Annotated in this window: 17 protein-coding genes and 1 pseudogene; all 18 read left to right on the top strand. The window is 55.7% G+C overall.

Annotation, left to right across the window (positions count from 1 at the left end; translation table 11 throughout):
• A pseudogene (locus tag D9V82_RS06735) lies at positions 1 to 210 on the top strand (IS256 family transposase); the annotation flags it as partial.
• A 400-nt stretch (positions 211 to 610) separates the two neighbouring features.
• Positions 611 to 1,273: a tetratricopeptide repeat protein gene (locus tag D9V82_RS06745; protein ID WP_121911656.1), complete on the top strand. Its 663-nt coding sequence runs from the start codon at positions 611 to 613 to the stop codon at positions 1,271 to 1,273.
• On the top strand, positions 1,273 to 2,256 hold the full coding sequence (locus D9V82_RS06750; protein WP_121911657.1) for an HAD-IIA family hydrolase: 984 nt from the start codon (positions 1,273 to 1,275) through the stop codon (positions 2,254 to 2,256). The genes D9V82_RS06745 and D9V82_RS06750 overlap by 1 nt, the downstream gene beginning before the upstream one ends.
• Positions 2,247 to 2,408 (top strand): hypothetical protein, encoded by a 162-nt coding sequence (locus D9V82_RS12215; RefSeq protein WP_167449747.1) that lies wholly within the window; start codon positions 2,247 to 2,249, stop codon positions 2,406 to 2,408. Before D9V82_RS06750 ends, D9V82_RS12215 begins: the two co-directional genes overlap by 10 nt.
• The gene (locus D9V82_RS06755; protein WP_121911658.1) at positions 2,408 to 3,214 is read left to right on the top strand and encodes a TlyA family RNA methyltransferase; all 807 of its coding nucleotides are present in this window, start codon (positions 2,408 to 2,410) and stop codon (positions 3,212 to 3,214) included. The genes D9V82_RS12215 and D9V82_RS06755 overlap by 1 nt, the downstream gene beginning before the upstream one ends.
• The gene (locus D9V82_RS06760; protein ID WP_121911659.1) at positions 3,214 to 4,095 is read left to right on the top strand and encodes an NAD kinase; all 882 of its coding nucleotides are present in this window, start codon (positions 3,214 to 3,216) and stop codon (positions 4,093 to 4,095) included. Before D9V82_RS06755 ends, D9V82_RS06760 begins: the two co-directional genes overlap by 1 nt.
• A complete protein-coding gene (gene recN, locus D9V82_RS06765; protein ID WP_121911660.1) occupies positions 4,095 to 5,765 on the top strand; it encodes a DNA repair protein RecN in 1,671 nt (556 codons plus the stop codon). The genes D9V82_RS06760 and recN overlap by 1 nt, the downstream gene beginning before the upstream one ends.
• Before the next feature lie 10 nt (positions 5,766 to 5,775).
• A complete protein-coding gene (gene steA, locus D9V82_RS06770) occupies positions 5,776 to 6,936 on the top strand; it encodes a putative cytokinetic ring protein SteA (protein ID WP_183122434.1) in 1,161 nt (386 codons plus the stop codon).
• Between the two features lie 13 nt (positions 6,937 to 6,949).
• Complete coding sequence (locus tag D9V82_RS06775; protein ID WP_121911662.1) at positions 6,950 to 7,861, top strand: copper transporter; 912 nt, start codon at positions 6,950 to 6,952, stop codon at positions 7,859 to 7,861.
• Entirely contained in the window at positions 7,861 to 8,499 is a 639-nt protein-coding gene (locus D9V82_RS06780) for an NUDIX domain-containing protein (RefSeq protein ID WP_121911663.1), read from the top strand. The genes D9V82_RS06775 and D9V82_RS06780 overlap by 1 nt, the downstream gene beginning before the upstream one ends.
• A complete protein-coding gene (gene xerD, locus D9V82_RS06785; RefSeq protein ID WP_121911664.1) occupies positions 8,496 to 9,386 on the top strand; it encodes a site-specific tyrosine recombinase XerD in 891 nt (296 codons plus the stop codon). Before D9V82_RS06780 ends, xerD begins: the two co-directional genes overlap by 4 nt.
• Before the next feature lie 164 nt (positions 9,387 to 9,550).
• The gene (locus D9V82_RS06790) at positions 9,551 to 10,423 is read left to right on the top strand and encodes a ParA family protein (RefSeq protein ID WP_121911665.1); all 873 of its coding nucleotides are present in this window, start codon (positions 9,551 to 9,553) and stop codon (positions 10,421 to 10,423) included.
• Between the two features lie 6 nt (positions 10,424 to 10,429).
• Positions 10,430 to 11,227, top strand: coding sequence for a segregation and condensation protein A (locus tag D9V82_RS06795; protein WP_121911666.1), 798 nt, complete (start codon positions 10,430 to 10,432; stop codon positions 11,225 to 11,227).
• A 37-nt stretch (positions 11,228 to 11,264) separates the two neighbouring features.
• Positions 11,265 to 11,819 carry an SMC-Scp complex subunit ScpB gene (gene scpB, locus D9V82_RS06800; RefSeq protein WP_121911667.1) on the top strand — a complete coding sequence of 185 codons (555 nt, stop codon included), beginning with the start codon at positions 11,265 to 11,267 and terminating at the stop codon, positions 11,817 to 11,819.
• 55 nt (positions 11,820 to 11,874) lie between these two features.
• Positions 11,875 to 12,786 (top strand): pseudouridine synthase, encoded by a 912-nt coding sequence (locus D9V82_RS06805; protein ID WP_121911668.1) that lies wholly within the window; start codon positions 11,875 to 11,877, stop codon positions 12,784 to 12,786.
• Complete coding sequence (cmk, locus tag D9V82_RS06810) at positions 12,786 to 13,478, top strand: (d)CMP kinase (RefSeq protein ID WP_121911669.1); 693 nt, start codon at positions 12,786 to 12,788, stop codon at positions 13,476 to 13,478. The genes D9V82_RS06805 and cmk overlap by 1 nt, the downstream gene beginning before the upstream one ends.
• A complete protein-coding gene (der, locus tag D9V82_RS06815) occupies positions 13,475 to 15,058 on the top strand; it encodes a ribosome biogenesis GTPase Der (RefSeq protein ID WP_121911670.1) in 1,584 nt (527 codons plus the stop codon). The genes cmk and der overlap by 4 nt, the downstream gene beginning before the upstream one ends.
• A gap of 265 nt (positions 15,059 to 15,323) precedes the next feature.
• On the top strand, positions 15,324 to 16,709 hold the full coding sequence (locus tag D9V82_RS06820; RefSeq protein ID WP_121911671.1) for an anaerobic C4-dicarboxylate transporter: 1,386 nt from the start codon (positions 15,324 to 15,326) through the stop codon (positions 16,707 to 16,709).
• Positions 16,710 to 16,712: the final 3 nt, after the last annotated feature.

Genomic DNA, 16,712 nt, shown 5'->3' on the forward strand with positions numbered 1-16,712 from the left:
CAGTTCACCAACGATGAATCAGCGCTCAAGACGTTATGGTTGATGATCTGCAATATTGAAGACAAACGAGCTATCAAGCGGGCGAAACAAGGCGAACGAGCCTCAGCTACAGCCAGCAGGCTCGTGGCAGGAGCGCGAGTATCCGGCTGGAAACAAGCCATCAACCACATGGCCGTAGCCTTCCCCGACCGCTTCGACAAATACCGATAAACCTAACCCCACACACAAACAACTTGACACGCTCCTCACACACAAAAGAAACAAACACAACAACAAAAAATAAAAACCACCAACCCAGCACCACCACACCAGTGCGCCCAAAAGCAGTGACCGGTTTCATGAAGCGACGGGCAATCGCGGAGGATATTCTAGATTCTTTGAATGTCGTTTAGCACTGTAGAATGGATGCGGTATTCCTGGGCGAGTTCCAACCAAGAAAGAGTAGGACTGAATGTCGGAGCGCAAACAGCACGGCCGTAGTGGCCACGGACAAGACCGACGGGGTCGTAATCCACGCAGTTCGGGAGGCCGGGATTCTCGTGGCGGGGGGAAGAAGAAATCTTACTCCCCACAGCGCTCTGGATATAGGGAAGAACGAATTAACCGTCGTATGACCGATCCAGACATTCCGGAAGAGGTTGACATCAATGACTTGGACCCGTTGGTACTCCAAGACCTGAAATCTCTCTCTAAAGAGAATTCGGAGACCGTCGCCAAGCACATGATTATGGCGGCGACCTGGATGGACGATGATCCTAAACTGGCGCTGCGGCATGCACGCGCGGCTAAGGATCGCGCAGGCCGCGTTGCTATCGCCCGGGAGGTTAACGGTATCGCTGCATACCGCGCTGGCGAGTGGAAAGAAGCGCTGGCTGAGCTGCGCGCGGCCCGCCGCATTTCCGGAGGTCCAGGAATGCTCGCGGTTATGGCTGATTGTGAACGCGGGTTGGGTCGGCCCGAAAAAGCATTGGAGCTGGGGCGCGGCCAAGAGGCTAAGGAGCTAGACCCAGAATCCGCTATCGAATTAGCCATCGTGTTGGCTGGCGCGCGTCTAGACCTCAACCAACCTGAGTCAGCGGTGGTTACTATCCAGCGGGCGCAACCTGACCGCAGTGGTCGGGGAGTAAGTGCTTGTAGGCTGTCGTATGCTTACGCAAACGCACTGCTCGCCGCAGGTCGCAAGGATGAGGCCCGGGAGTGGTTCGAGCACACCATCGCCATTGATGAAGGTGATTGGACCGATGCCGTTGACCGATTGGCGGAAAGTAAGTAATGAGTGTTTTAAGCAAACATGATGCCTTGTTGTTGGACCTGGATGGAACCGTCTGGGAGGGTGGCCGCCCACTGAGCAACGTTGTAGATGTTATCAACACGTGCGGCGTTCCCGCAGTGTACGTAACAAATAATGCGTCGCGCAGCCCAGAAGCCGTTGCCACTATGCTGACAGATATCGGTTTGACTGCGGATTCTAGTGACATCGTCACGTCCGCCCAAGCGGTATTGCAGTTGGCTGCCAAGGAAATCCCGTCGGGTGCGAAGGTACTAATTATTGGCGCCGATTCTTTTCGGGACTTGGCTAAGGGCATGGGCTTTTCCGTGGTCTCGAGCGCGGATGATAAGCCGGCAGCCGTTTTACAAGGATTTGATAAGTCCGTTGGCTGGGAACAGCTAACGGAAGGGGCATTAGCGATCCGGGCAGGAGCGAAGTATTTCGCGTCGAACCTAGATACGTCCCTTCCAATTGAGAGGGGGCTAGGTGTTGGCAATGGCTCCTTGGTCGCGGCCGTTGAGAAGGCGACGGGTGTAGAACCCGTTTCTGCCGGCAAACCTGAACCCGCGATGTTCTTCCTTGCAGCTAAAAAGATCGGTTCCAAGAAGCCTTTGGCGGTGGGCGACAGGCTAGATACCGATATTGTCGGTGGTAATGCCGCAGCGATGAATACTTTTCATGTCTTGACCGGCGTCTCAGGAGAGCTGGAGCTTATCGAGGCCTCAGTGGAGGCGCGGCCCAATTTCATTGGTGCAGGCATGCATGAGCTTTCACTGCCTATTTCCCAGGTACGACCGGGACCACAGGGAGACTTTACCGCGCGGTGCGACGGGTACGACGTTCTTTTGCAGGGCGGAAATGAATCCTCTACCTCTGTGCAGGCGCTGCGGACGGTCTTAGAAGTGGCGTGGTCGATGCCGGCACCACCTCGGTATATTCAACCTCGCAGTGAGTTTGCGGAAAAGGTTGTGTCGAAATGGCGGTAAAGCCGCATGATTTTCGCGCTGTGAAGGAACCCGAAGAAGTAGATACGGAGATCTGGGGAATCCTCGGCGAAGATGCGCCAACACTTGCAGAAGAAGTCGAACAACTGGACAGGGCGCATTCCGTATTACGGAACGCTTTGCAGGAGAACTAATGCCACCACAACGCCGCAGGCTGGATGCAGAACTTGTGCGCCGAAAGATTGCGCGATCTCGTGAGCAAGCCCGTGAGATGATTAAGTCCGGCCGTGTGACCGTGGGTGGGTTTAAGGCGCACAAACCTGCAACTGTCGTGGATCCTGAAGTCTCCATCAAGGTCGAGGAGTCCGAGGAGGACAAATGGGCCTCTCGCGGCGCGCATAAACTTCTGGGAGCACTTGACGCATTTGACGTCGACATGGATGGTCGCATTTTGGATGCCGGGGCATCGACGGGAGGATTTACGGATGTGTGCTTGGCTTCTGGCGCGCGTGAGGTACTCTCCGTTGATGTTGGATACGGGCAATTGTTGTGGCGGCTGCAAAATGACGACCGAGTGAAGGTCTTGGATAGGACGAATATCCGTACTATTAATCCGGAATTGACCGATGGCCTATGCGATGGCATGGTCGGGGATTTATCTTTTATTTCCTTAAAATTGGTGCTGCCAGCGGTCGTGGAGTGTATGAGAGACGGAGCGTGGCTGCTGCCGATGGTCAAGCCGCAGTTTGAAGTAGGCAAGGAGCGCATCGGCAGCGGCGGGGTGGTTCGTTCTCCGGAGATCCGGAAAGAAGTCACGCAGGACGTGGCCCAATTTGCCGTGTCTTTAGGTCTTAGTCTGCATGGCGTAGTGGCTTCACCATTGCCGGGGCCGAGTGGAAATGTGGAGTATTTCCTGTGGTTGAAAAAGGATGGTATGTCCACGGACGTGGTTACAATGAAACAGATGATTGACACCGCCGTTGAAGAAGGTCCGCGGTAATGCGAGAGATATTGTTGGTTCCACACGCCAATCGGGCGGAGAACCTGCAGGCTACCTCCCGTGTAGCCGAGCTATTACAGGCGGCAGGGATAACGGTGCGCGTTTGTGCGGACAAGACCGTCCTGCCAGGGTTACAGCACGTCCCGCATTCGGATACCGCGGCAAAGGGATGTGAACTGGTCCTCGTTCTCGGCGGTGATGGCACCTTTCTGCGCGCAGCTGATATGGCACGCGCAGTAGATATCCCGGTCCTCGGAGTGAATCTGGGCCATGTTGGATTCCTCGCGGAATGGGAGGTGGAGTCATTAGACCGTGCAGTCGCCCGCGTGATTGACAAAAGCTACCGGGTGGAGGATAGGCTGACGGTTGATGTAGCTATTTCAGATGCCAACGGCCAGCTACTGTCCACCAGTTGGGCTTTGAATGAGGCCTCGGTAGAAAACCAGAATAGGTCCGGCGTGCTGGATGCGATTTTGGAGATCGACCGTCGCCCAGTCTCGGCGTTTGGTTGTGACGGTGTCCTGGTTTCGACACCTACGGGCTCTACGGCGTATGCATTTTCTGCCGGCGGTCCGGTGCTATGGCCTTCCCTGGATGCAATCTTGGTTGTTCCGAATAATGCGCATGCTCTCTTTACCAAACCTTTAGTGGTGTCCCCGAATTCTTTGGTCGCGGTGGAATCAACCATGCAAACCACACCGGCCGTCGTTATCTTAGATGGGTGCAGGGAACTTATTATGCCACCTGGTGCCCGCGTCGAGGTTGTACGGGGTGAGCGTCCAGTACGCTGGGTGCGGTTGGATGATCAGCCCTTTACTGATCGATTGGTCTCTAAGTTGCGGTTGCCTGTGGAAGGCTGGCGTGGACCGAAGGAGAAATAGTGCTTGTCGATATTTCTATCAATGACTTAGGAGTCATTCGCCATAGCTCTGCGGAATTGTCAGAGGGTTTGACCGTTCTAACCGGTGAGACCGGTGCCGGCAAAACCATGGTTGTCACGGGTTTGAGGTTGTTGGCAGGAGGGCGTGCCGATGCCTCTCGGGTGCGTGATGGCGCAAAAAAGGCAGTTGTCGAAGGCCACTTTAGTTCCACTAAAGAGAGCATTAGTCAGTTGGTAGAGTCGGTGGGAGGCGAGCCGGATGAAAATGGTGAATTCATCGTCTCCCGCACTGTCTCTGCAGCGGGGCGTTCCCGGGCTTACCTGGGAGGGCGTGCTGTTCCTGCCGCGACGTTGGGAGATTTTGCACGGGAGATTATTACCGTGCATGGTCAGAATGATCAACTGCGCCTCTTGTCCCCAGAGGAGCAGCTCGGGGCCGTGGACCGGGCGGACCCGCGACTTGCTGGCATCCGGGAGGACTATGCGGAGGCCTTTCAAAAATGGCGCAGTTTAGCCAGGGATTATCGTCGGCGCACCGAGTCTCGTAGGGAGCTAGCCCAGGAAGCCGACCGTTTGCAGTATGCCTTAGAAGAAATCGACGGCGTGGCGCCTGAGCCAGGCGAAGACGCTAAGCTGGTGCAGTTGGTGCAGCGTTTGCAAGACGTTGACGGTCTGCGCGAATCTGCGCATACAGCATTGGCAGCTATCGATGGAACGGAGGAACTCGATGAGGCTGCGTCCTCGCTGCTCGGGCGCGCGGGGTCAGCGCTGGGGGGATCACCAGATAATCGGCTGTCGGACTTGGGCGATCGCATCTTCGAAATTACCTCGCAACTAGGTGATATCTCGGCTGAACTCGGTGGATACCTCGCAGGGCTGCCGGCGGATCCGACTCTGCTGGAAAAATCCCTGCAACGCCAGCAGGCTCTTCGAGCGTTGACCCGGAAATACGCCAGCGATATCGATGGAGTCTTGGCGTGGCGCGATGAGGCGGAGTCTAAGCTACAGTCGATGGATACCTCGGCGGAGGTCCTTGAGGAGCTTAAGGTACAGGTCAAAGAGGCCGAAGAAGAGATGATGCGGAAGGCGGCGGAGCTGACAAAAGGCCGCCGGAAAGCCGCACAGGTGCTGGGAAAGTTGGTCACTGAAGAGCTGCATGGTCTGGCTATGCCCAACTCCACTCTAACGGTGAAGCTTTCTACCGCGAAATATTCCAAGACAGGCGCCGATTCTGCGGAACTGCAGCTTAACGGAAAACAGTTGGCTACCGCGGCCTCCGGCGGAGAGCTATCTCGCGTCATGCTTGCCCTCGAGGTGGTGCTCGCCAGCGAGGACGGTGCAACCTTGGTTTTCGATGAGGTTGATGCCGGCGTGGGCGGGCGTGCGGCGGTGGAAATTGGGCGTCGGCTAGCGCGGCTTGCTGCGCACAATCAGGTTATCGTCGTGACCCACCTGCCGCAGGTAGCCGCGTACGCGGATGCGCATTTGCATGTCTCGAAGGATAAATTTACCTCTGGTGTAGCCGAGTTATCGGCGCAGGAGCGTGTGGAGGAATTGGCGCGTATGCTGGCCGGTTTGGATGACACGGACACTGGGCGCGCGCACGCCCAAGAGCTTTTTGATCGCGCCCAAAAGGAAGCGTCCGCGCGCCTTACCCAAGTGGCGGACTAAGCAAGGAAGAATGGGGCCCATGGCTTTGTTTTCCCGTACTTCTGACCAGCCCGGTGGGTATGCCACATTGCGCGATTGTACTCCGGGTGCGAAGGGTCGCAAGAAGTTTTCTGCAGGTGATATCGCCGTTATTGATGCGGCGAATATTTCTCGACCCGAGGCTCTTACCCTCGTGGAATTGCAGCCCTCCGCGGTGGTCAACGTCGCCAAATTTTCTGCCGGTTCCATTCCTAAATGCGGTCCGCACATGCTTCTCGATGCCGATATTGACCTCCTGGAGGGCCTCGGCGAGGAGTTTATCTCGGAGTTTAAGGACGGCAAGAAGGCCCATATTGGTGACGATGGAAAGGTCTACATCGGCGATAAAGTAATTGGAAAGGGGCAAAAGGTATCACGGGAACGTGCAGATAAGAATTTTAAGGCGGCACAAGGTGCGCTCATTGACCACATGGAATCTTATTTTGCGCGGTCCATTGACTTCATCAACTCAGAGGGGCCACTGCTTATCGATGGCCTCGGGGTCCCCGCGTCCGGCGCCGAGATAGTTGGCCGGAAGGCCATCGTCTTATCTCCTGCTGAAGACTACCGTTCCCAGTTGAAAGAATTGCGGAATTTCATCCGCGAATATGAGCCATTGCTCATTGCAGTTGATGAAGCCGCGGATTTTTTGCTGGAGCAGGGTTATAAGCCTGACTTTATTATTGGGGATCTAGACAAGGTGAGCGATGAGGCCCTGCGCTGCGGCGCGCGCATTGTGGTTCCCGCGGATCCAGAAGGTAGCGTGAAGGGTCTTGACCGCATCCAAGAGCTGGGCATTGGAGCCATGACGTTTCCGGCGGCTTCGGAATCAGCCACGGATTTAGCGCTGCTTTTTGCGGATTACCACGGTGCGGGCCTCATTGTGCAGGCAGGCGGCGGCTTTGACCTCGATGATATTTTTGCCAACCGGGTGGCGCCGTCCGCCGTATTGTCACGGCTGAAAGCCGGAGCCAAGGTGGTTGATGCTCAGGCAGTAATTAACCTGTATTCCGTTCCTCCTTCACGTCTTGGTTGGCTCTGGGCACTACTGAGTATCGTGGTGGCGCTTGCAGCGATCATCTTGATCGTGGGCTTTGGCGGTAGCCAGAGTTTCTTAAGTAATTTGAGCCAGACGTGGTCGAACCTATTCTGAGCGGGGTAAAAGCATGGAAAAGACGCAACTAATCACGGGTCTTGGGCTTGGCGCTGCGGTCGGTGTGGCTCTTGGCGCCTTGGTAATCGCGCCTAACTTGACCACCGGTGTGGTCGATGATGATCCGCTCCTTGCCCAACACCACAAGTTAGTGCAAGAAAATAAGGTTTTGCGCAATCAAAACGAGGCGAGCGATGGCATCGTCAGTGATGTGGCACCCGATGTGGTTTCGGGAACGTTATCGCAGCGGCCGGTGCTGGTTATTTCCACCGATGATGCGAATAGCAGGGATCTTTCTGGCATCACGAAGCTTTTAGAAGCCTCTGGCGCCACCGCCGCGGGAGAAATTAAGCTGAGTCACGACTTTCTGCGGCGCGAAAGCAAAGATGATGTCGTAGCAATCCTCAAAGATAAGGCCCCGAAAAAGGCAGACATCAAGGGGCTCGATAAAACTGTGGGAAGCTATGGCGGCGAGGTTTTGGGGGCGGCCTTGTCCATGGATCCGGAAAACACTGAGCCGCTTGCTAGCGTAAAGGAGCGATCTGAGCTCCTGCGTACGCTGCGTGATCAGGGATTTATTGATTATAAAGACGGGACCATTCTTCCCGCCCAGTCCATCATCATTGTCTCCGGCAGGGGAATGCGCGGATATTATTCGGACACCTTGGCAGAGTTTGCGACTGCTTTGGACCGGGTCAATGGCAGCGTGGTGCTTAGCGCGCGAAGCAAACAGACCCACGATGATAAGGCAATAGAGCAGCTGCGTACCAAAGACATAGATCTTTCTACCGTGGATGGCATCGAGCGTGCGGTTGCGCGCATCGCCGTGATTTTTGCCGCCGAAGAACAACTTAATGGAGGCAGGGGAGACTACGGCGCAGCAGAAAGCGCGGATTCCGCCCTACCTGACAAGGAGATAAAATAGTGGCCCATGATTTTCAGGTTTTAAATTCAGAGTTAATTTTTGATGCTCCAATCGTTGCTGTACGCCGCGATACCGTGTCCATGCCGGGAGGAAATACAGCCGATAGGGAAATTATTGAGCACCTGGGCGCAGTCGCGGTGGTCGCCCTAGATGAAGATCGGCGCATCGCGATGGTGCGTCAGTATCGGCATAGCGTCGGCAAGCGGCTGTGGGAACTACCCGCGGGTTTGCTGGATGTGAAAGGCGAGGATGAGCTTTCCGGCGCGCAATGCGAACTGCAAGAGGAAGCGGGCCTCGCCGCGCAAAAGTGGGAAGTTCTTATGGATATGGTGACCTCACCGGGGTTCTGTGAGGAAGCCGTGCGCATCTTTCTCGCTCGCGACCTGAGCGAAGCCTCGGCGCTGGAGGGCACCGGCGATGAAGAAGCAGATATGGACTTTGCCTGGGTGGATTTACACGAGGCTGTTGACAAGGTGTTGGGCGGCGAGATCGTTAACTCCGTTGCGTGCGCGGGTATTTTATCCGCATATGCCACGATTATTGGCGGGAAGCCGACTCGCTCGGTGGATGCCCTGTTTGATCTGCGCCCCACCCACATGGCTGCCCGCCGTAGCGGACCGGACCTGAAAAAGCAGTGACTCCTGCGGAAGAAATAGCTCAGAACTGGTTGAACCACCTCGCTGTCGAACGCGGAGTTTCAGCACATACCCTGAGCAATTACCGGCGGGATATTCACCGTTACATGGACTGGCTGGCAGATAATGGGGTGCAGGACCTGCGGCAGGTAACGCGGCCGATGGTGGAGGCCTATTTGAAGTATCTTCGGCAGGCAATGGCGGTATCTTCTGCCAATCGTGCTCTCATCGTGGCGCGCGGACTGCATAAATTTGCGGTTGCGGAGGGTGAAGTTGATAGCGATGTTGCGGGTGAGGTGAAACCGCCGTCCACGGGACAGCACCTGCCAGAGACCTTGAGCGTGGATGAGGTCACGCAGCTTATTGAATCGACGGCGACGGAAACGCCGGTTGACCTTCGCGATAGGGCGCTACTGGAAGTGCTCTACGGCACTGGGGCGCGCATTTCTGAGGTTATTTCGCTGACTGTCGATGACGCAGCTACAGCTGCTGACGTCTTAGTCCTACACGGTAAAGGCAATAAGGAAAGGCTCGTACCCCTGGGATCACATGCTCGCCAAGCCATTGATGCCTATCTGGTGCGCTCCCGCCCCGTACTGGGAAAAGGGAAGACTGCCGCGCTATTTTTGAACACTCGCGGGGGCGCACTCTCGCGGCAAAGCGCGTGGTCCATTATTAAGAACGCCGCGCAACGCAGTCAGATAGATAAATCTATTTCCCCGCACACGCTGCGTCATTCCTTTGCTACACACCTTCTCGAAGGTGGTGCTGATGTGCGCACAGTGCAAGAGCTTCTAGGGCATTCCTCAGTTACTACCACGCAGATTTACACGCACGTTACCGAAGATTCCTTGCGGGAGGTATGGCGTACAGCGCATCCTCGGGCGTAGCTTCCAGGCGTGTCGCGTGGCCATAAGTCAAACTTAGAGGCTGGACATTGGCGAAGTCTCGGTAGTCACACAAGGTAGCGGGTACGCTATAGTTACAACGTTGTAAGCAACCCTATGCCATATGTCATGCTTCATGATTTGGCATCAAGGAAGAAGGTTTGACTGTGAGCGAAGAGGGTCTCTTTTCAGCCTCTGATATAGAGACGGGGCTAACTGGCCGCCCTGTCCGCGAGCTGCCGGAACCCGCCGCCTTGGAACAACATGGGCCTGCCACCATTATTTCGATGTGTAACCAGAAGGGCGGCGTGGGCAAGACCACGTCTACCATCAATATGGGGGCCTGCCTCGCAGAGTATGGACGCAAGGTCTTACTGGTCGACCTGGACCCGCAGGGCGCCCTTTCCGCTGGCCTGGGATTAAACCATGATGACATTGAGGACTCTATCTATGACGTGATGCTGGATAGCCATACGTCTATCCACTCCGCCATTCATCGCACCAGCGTTTCCGGAATGGACCTCGTTCCGGCCAATATCGACCTTTCCGCGGCAGAGATTCAGATGGTCAATGAGGTAGGCCGCGAGCATACCTTGGCGCGCGCCCTGCGGCCGGTGCACCGGGATTATGACTTCATCATCATTGACTGTCAGCCTTCACTGGGTTTGCTTACAGTAAACGCCCTTGCTTGTTCCCAGGGCGTCATAATCCCCATGGAATGCGAGTTCTTCTCGCTGCGCGGGCTGGCCCTGTTGACGGATACGGTGGAAAAGGTCTCTGACCGCATCAACTTTGACCTCAAAGTCATGGGTATTTTGGTCACCATGTTTGACCGGCGTACTAAGCATGCCCGCGAGGTAATGTCCCGCGTGGTTGATTATTTCGGGGACCAGGTATTCGATACCGTTATTACCCGTACCGTGCGCTTCCCAGAGACGTCCGTGGCAGGCGAGCCGATCACCTCGTGGGCGCCAACTTCGCAGGCCGCACAGCAATACCGCAATCTGGCGAAGGAAGTCATCGAACGCTCGACCGTCTAAGTCACCGTGACACAGCCAGAAATTACGGGGTTTCGCATTGCCCTGCGGAATTTTGAGGGGCCGTTCGATCTGCTTTTGCAGCTCATCCAGGCCAAAAAGATGGATATTACAGACGTGGCCTTGTCTGAGGTAACCGATGAATTTGTGGGTTACACGCGCCAGCTGGGCGACAATGCGGACTTGGATGAGACGACGGATTTCCTCGTCGTAGCGGCAACCCTACTGGATTTGAAAGCCGCGCGGCTATTGCCGCGGGGAGAGGTCGATGATGAGGGGGACTTGGAACTGCTGGAATCGCGCGACCTGCTCTTTGCCCGTCTTTTGCAGTACAAGGCCTATAAGCAGGCCGCGGATCAATTTACCCGCTGGCAGCGTGAGGCGCAGCGCGCTTACCCGCGCGCTGTAAGTATTGAGGAGCAGTTTGCGGAGCTTTTACCTCCCGTTACTTTGGGTCATACGCCAGCGAGCTTTGCGGAGATAGCGGCGGGTGTTTTTCGCCCCAAGCCGCCGGAAGAAGTGGCAACAGGCCATATTCATGGCGTTGCCGTCTCCGTGCCCGAACAGGCGGGAAAGATCCTCGAAACGCTCAAACTCATGGGCGCTGGGCAGTGGACAAGTTTTTCTTTGCTTACGCGGGATTGCACCACAACCATGCATATCGTCGGCAGGTTCTTGGCTCTCTTGGAACTATTTAAAGCCAAGGCAGTCGATGCCCGGCAGGAGGAAGCGCTGGGACAGTTGGACCTTTCCTGGACTGGTTTGGACGTAGATCCCGCGGTCGTTGCCGCAGTAAATTGGGACTAGTGCTTGCATCACTGGCGGTGGTTGTAATCTAAGGGATATGGATCTACCGCTCATCTCGCAATTGCGATCCCGGCTCGAGTCGATCTTGCTGGTGCTTGATTCGCCGGCATCTGTAGAGTCTTTTGCGCGGACACTCAGCGTAGAACCTGCGGTTATTAGTGACTGCTTGCGGGCCATTCAACGCGAATTTGACAGCCGCGGCTCCGGTATTGAACTGCGCGAAATGCCAACGGGCTGGCGGTTATATACGCGCCAAGAAAACGCTAGTGCGGTGGAGGAGTTTTTATTGGATGGGGCGCAAACGAAGCTGTCACGCGCGGCCTTGGAAACCCTCGCCGTTGTGGCCTACCGCCAACCGGTAACACGCCAGCAGGTCTCGGCGGTTCGCGGGGTCAACGTGGACGGCGTGATGCGAACACTTAACCTGCGTGGGCTCATCCGCGAGTTGCCGCAGGAAGAGTTCGAAGGGGCATCCCATAGGTATGAAACCACCGAACTTTTTCTCGAGCTCCTAGGCATAGACTCACTGGAACGCCTTCCAGATTTGGCGCCGCTGCTCCCAGACGTCGATGCAATCGACGAAGAGTACTAAGGTGGGGTAGACTCACGCAGGTAATTTCATATCTTCTAGAGAAAAGGACACTTGAGTGACTCCTCCCGCTCGCCGTGACGGCATACCGGATAAGCAGCAGCGAGACAGTAAAATCGTCGTCTCCAATGCCAAACCGGCCCGCATTCAACACGTATCCAAGAAAAAGCAGAAGGCTACCGCTGAATCCGTGGCACGCGATTTAGGTGCTAACTGGCTGGTCGATGATGAAAAGCCTAAGGGTGAGCGCCTGCAGAAGGTCTTGGCTAAAGCGGGCGTCGCATCACGCCGTCACGCAGAAGTACTCATTGATGCCGGGCGTGTTGAAGTAAATGGCAACGTCATACTCAAGCAGGGCGTTAAGGTCAATCCTGCCGTGGATGTCATTCGCGTCGATGGTGTCCGCGTGAACGTCAATGAGGACCAAGCGTATTTCATTCTTAATAAACCCCGCGGAATGCAGTCGACGATGTCAGATGATCTCGGCCGCCCCTGCGTGGGCGACGTGGTTTCTGAAAAGGTTGCCTCGGGCCAGCGCCTATTTCACGTGGGCCGCTTGGACGCGGATACGGAAGGCTTGCTCATTTTAACTAACGATGGGGAATTAGCTAACCGTCTGATGCACCCCAAGTATGAGGTGAAGAAAACCTACTTGGCCACGGTTTTGGGCGAGGCCGATAATAAATTGGTGCGCCGGCTCAAAGAGGGTATCGAATTAGAAGATGGCCTAGCGAAGGCCGATTATGTGCAGGTAGTGGACAAGAATCAAGGATTTTCTTTAGTACGAGTTGAGCTGCACGAAGGGCGCAAGCACATTGTGCGCCGCCTACTGAAGGAAGCCGGCTATCCCGTGCAGCGTCTGGTGCGCACGAAGTTGCACACGGTCCAGTTGGGCGATATGAAGCCTGGTGGACTGCGCGCGCTGAATGCCAGCGAGTTGACGAGTTTGTACAAGGCGGTGGGGATGTAATGATTTCGAATATGCCTGAAGATGGCCTTCTTCTCGCGGTCGATGGACCCTCCGGAACTGGGAAGTCCACGACATGCCGGACCCTAGCTAAGCAACTGGACGCGAAATACATCGATACCGGCGCCATGTACCGTGTGGCAACTCTGGCGGTATTGCGGCAGGGAGTGGATCCTGCGGATAAGGAGGCGGTGATTGCTGCGACGGCGAACCTGCCTTTGGAGGTGTCCGATGATCCAGATTCCACGCAGGTGCTTTTTGATGGCGCCGATGTTTCCCGCGTCATTAGGGAAGACGAGGTAACCCAGAACGTCTCCGCCGTGTCGGCTATCCCAGAAGTACGGGAAAATTTGGTGGCATTGCAGCGTAGTCTGGCACAGCGCGCCCACCGCGCCATCGTAGAGGGTCGCGATATCGGCACCGTGGTACTGGCAGATGCCCCGGCGAAGGCCTTTATGACGGCCTCTGCGAAAGTTCGCGCACAGCGCCGGCACGATCAAAACGAAAAGGCTGGCATTGCATCCGATTTTGACTCGGTACTGGCGGATGTGCAGCGCCGCGATGCTGCGGATTCTTCCCGCGCTACCTCGCCGCTTCGCCCAGCCGAGGATGCCACTATTGTCGATACTTCCGATATGAGCCCTACGGACGTCGTGCAGGCTCTTATCACCGTGGTTAAGGAGTCTCGCTCATGAGCAAGAACGATTTTGAGTTCTCAGAGAATGAAGTCACGCAGTTCCATTACCCTGCCGGCAAGTTTGACGAGGAAACGATAGAGACTTCGCCGGGTTGGGCTACGGACGAATTCGATGCCGAAGAATTCGACTACGACTTTGATGAGTCGGAGTTCGGCAAAGCCGATTTTGAGGATGAGCAAGACCGAGAACAGCCTCTGAGTGAGGATGAGTGGGAGCAACTCTCGCAATCGCTGGGCTCTGCCGATGCCACCGAAGAAGCCTTATGCACCGTCGCTATTGTGGGTCGGCCAAATGTGGGCAAGTCCTCCTTGGTTAATCGTTTTCTCGGCCGCCGCGAAGCCGTTGTGGAAGATCACCCCGGCGTTACCCGTGACCGGGTCTCCTATGTGGCGGACTGGAATGGGCAGCGTTTTATCGTGCAGGATACCGGCGGCTGGGATCCCAACGTTAAAGGTATGCACGCAGATATTGCACGGCAGGCTGAAATGGCGATGGATACCGCCGATGTCATCGTGATGGTGGTAGATACCAAGGTGGGCATTACCGAGACTGATGAGGTGATGGCGCGCCGTCTGCAAAAATCACCGGTTCCAGTGATTGTGGTATCGAATAAATTCGATTCCGATAACCAATATGCGGATATGGCGCAATTCTACGCCTTGGGCCTCGGGGACCCATGGCCGGTTTCTGCACAGCACGGGCGCGGTGGAGCTGACGTGCTGGACGAAATCCTGCGCAGCTTTCCCGACGAGCCGCGCGAAACCTCGATTACAGCGGGCCCTCGCCGCGTCGCGCTCGTCGGCAGGCCCAACGTGGGCAAGTCCTCGTTGCTCAACAAACTCACCCGCGAGGAGCGCTCGGTGGTTGATAATGTTGCCGGCACCACGGTAGATCCCGTGGATTCGCTGGTGCAGCTGGATGAGCAGTTGTGGAAGTTTATTGATACCGCGGGGCTGCGTAAGAAGGTTAAAAACGCGCAGGGCCACGAGTACTACGCTTCCTTGCGCACCCGCGGCGTAATCGATGCGGCCGAGGTATGCATCATGCTTATCGATGCCTCTGCGGAGATCTCTGAGCAGGACCAGCGCGTGCTCAATATGGTGCTGGAATCGGGCAAGGCCTTGGTCATCGCGTTTAATAAGTGGGACCTGATGAACGAGGACCGCCGCTATTTTCTCGATCGGGAGATTGACGAGCAGCTGCGGCATTTGCCGTGGGTTACACGCGTTAATATTTCGGCTGAGACCGGACGCGCCCTGCAAAAATTGGAGCCGGCCATGATTGAGGCCCTCGAAAGCTGGGACCAGCGTGTCTCTACCGGTCAGCTCAATAACTGGATGCGAGAGGCCATCGCGGCCAACCCCCCGCCGATGAAAAATAACCGCTTGCCACGCGTGCTCTTTGCCACACAGGCATCGACCCAGCCGCCGACAATCGTTCTATTTACCACTGGTTTCCTGGACGCTTCCTATCGGCGCTACCTTGAGCGTAAGTTCCGCGAGCGCTTTGGTTTCCACGGTACCCCCATCCGCATCGCCGTGCGCGTGCGCGAACGCCGGGGCAAAAAGCAGAAATAAGGCGCCTGGCGCCTTGAGCTCAGAGGGTCGTTGCAACACTTTCTCTTAGGAAGGTGTCGTCTCTGAGGTTGTGGGCCAGCTCAGCGGGATGTAGGGCTAGGTGGAAGATAATGGTCCAAACAGCCCGCATTTTACCACTTAGAAGGGCAAAAGTGTCATTGGCCCGGGTGTGACACTTCGCTCTTCTTTTCGCTTCGGTGAAAGTACTATGGCGCCAATAGTATAAAATTTGTCAACCATTTACTTTCTGTTCGAAAGGCATGACATGCTAGCGAATGTGATTGCCCCGGATTCAATCCTGGCGATCGTCCTTCAAGTCGTAATTATTTTAAGTGCTTTGTTACTGGGCACCCGTTACGGCGGGATCGGCCTCGGATTAATTTCCGGCATCGGCTTAATGCTCATGGTCTTCGTGTTTGGTTTGGCACCGGGTGAGCCCCCCGTCTCGGTGATGCTGACGATTGTTGCTGTTATCGGCTGTGCAGCCACACTGCAACAAGCACGAGGTTTGGAAGTTATGATGCAGCATGCGGAGAAGTTTTTGCGGGCTCATCCAGAGCGCATCACCATTTTGGCGCCACTGACTACCTGGTTTCTTACCGTACTGTGCGGCACTGGTCACGTCGTCTACACCATGTTTCCGATTATTGAAGACATCGCGCTCAAAAAGGGAATCCGCCCTGAGCGTCCGATGGCCGTGGCTTCGACTTCGGCGCAGATGGGTATTACTGCTTCACCGGTGTCCGTGGCTACCGTTTCCCTCGCATCAATCCTTGCCGAAAATGTTGGAGCTATCGATAAGGCTTATTCGATTCCGCAGATTCTAACGGTGGCACTACCCGCGTCCTTGTGCGGTGTTCTCCTTGCCGCGTTATGGTCGCTGCGTCGCGGGAAGGATCTGGACAAGGATCCAGTTTTCCAAGAGCGTATGAAAGACCCAGAGTTTGCCGCGCACATCGAGGAAAGCGCCGATTCACTCATTGGCAAGGAATTTTCCCGCGAAGCTAAACGCTCAGTAATCGTTTTCCTTGTCGCTATTGCTTGCGTGGTACTCCTCGGTGCCTTCGAATTCCTGCGCCCATTGGTTCCTGGTGATGACGGCGAGCTTAGCCCAGTATCAATGAACTTAGTGATCCAGATGGTCATGCTCGTTGCTGGTGCCATCATCCTTCTTAGCTGCAAGGTGGATACTAAAAAGATTGCGTCTACTGCAGTATTCAAGGCCGGCATGACAGCCGTATTTTCCGTCTTTGGTGTGGCGTGGATGGCAGATACGTTCTTCCAATCCCACATCGATGCACTGGAGACGAACCTGGGTTCTGTCGTCGAGGCGGCTCCATGGACGTACGCCGTCGTATTGGTAGTTGTGTCCAAGTTGGTAAATTCACAGGCTGCTGCACTGGTAGCAATTGCCCCCATTGGCTTGCAATTGGGCATTGACCCGGCGGTCATCGTTGGTTTTTACGGCGCAGCGTATGGCTACTTCATCTTGCCAACGTATCCTTCCGATTTGGCCTGCATCGGATTCGATCGCACGGGTACGACGCGCATTGGCAAGTACGTTATCAACCACTCGTTCATCATCCCCGGAGCGATATCAGTATGTACCTCGTGCGTTATCGGCTCCCTCTTGGCTCAGGTCCTCCTGTAATCA

It is taken from the genome of Corynebacterium macginleyi, assembly GCF_003688935.1.
Lineage (GTDB): Bacteria > Actinomycetota > Actinomycetes > Mycobacteriales > Mycobacteriaceae > Corynebacterium > Corynebacterium macginleyi.

Bases quoted from the DNA above. Each gene is read 5' to 3' on its own strand.
- D9V82_RS06745 (WP_121911656.1), top strand. From the start codon at position 611: ATGACCGATCCAGACATTCCGGAAGAGGTTGACATCAATGACTTGGAC.
- D9V82_RS06750 (WP_121911657.1), top strand. From the start codon at position 1,273: ATGAGTGTTTTAAGCAAACATGATGCCTTGTTGTTGGACCTGGATGGA.
- D9V82_RS12215 (WP_167449747.1), top strand. From the start codon at position 2,247: ATGGCGGTAAAGCCGCATGATTTTCGCGCTGTGAAGGAACCCGAAGAA.
- D9V82_RS06755 (WP_121911658.1), top strand. From the start codon at position 2,408: ATGCCACCACAACGCCGCAGGCTGGATGCAGAACTTGTGCGCCGAAAG.
- D9V82_RS06760 (WP_121911659.1), top strand. From the start codon at position 3,214: ATGCGAGAGATATTGTTGGTTCCACACGCCAATCGGGCGGAGAACCTG.
- steA (WP_183122434.1), top strand. From the start codon at position 5,776: ATGGGGCCCATGGCTTTGTTTTCCCGTACTTCTGACCAGCCCGGTGGG.
- D9V82_RS06775 (WP_121911662.1), top strand. From the start codon at position 6,950: ATGGAAAAGACGCAACTAATCACGGGTCTTGGGCTTGGCGCTGCGGTC.
- scpB (WP_121911667.1), top strand. From the start codon at position 11,265: ATGGATCTACCGCTCATCTCGCAATTGCGATCCCGGCTCGAGTCGATC.
- cmk (WP_121911669.1), top strand. From the start codon at position 12,786: ATGATTTCGAATATGCCTGAAGATGGCCTTCTTCTCGCGGTCGATGGA.
- der (WP_121911670.1), top strand. From the start codon at position 13,475: ATGAGCAAGAACGATTTTGAGTTCTCAGAGAATGAAGTCACGCAGTTC.
- D9V82_RS06820 (WP_121911671.1), top strand. From the start codon at position 15,324: ATGCTAGCGAATGTGATTGCCCCGGATTCAATCCTGGCGATCGTCCTT.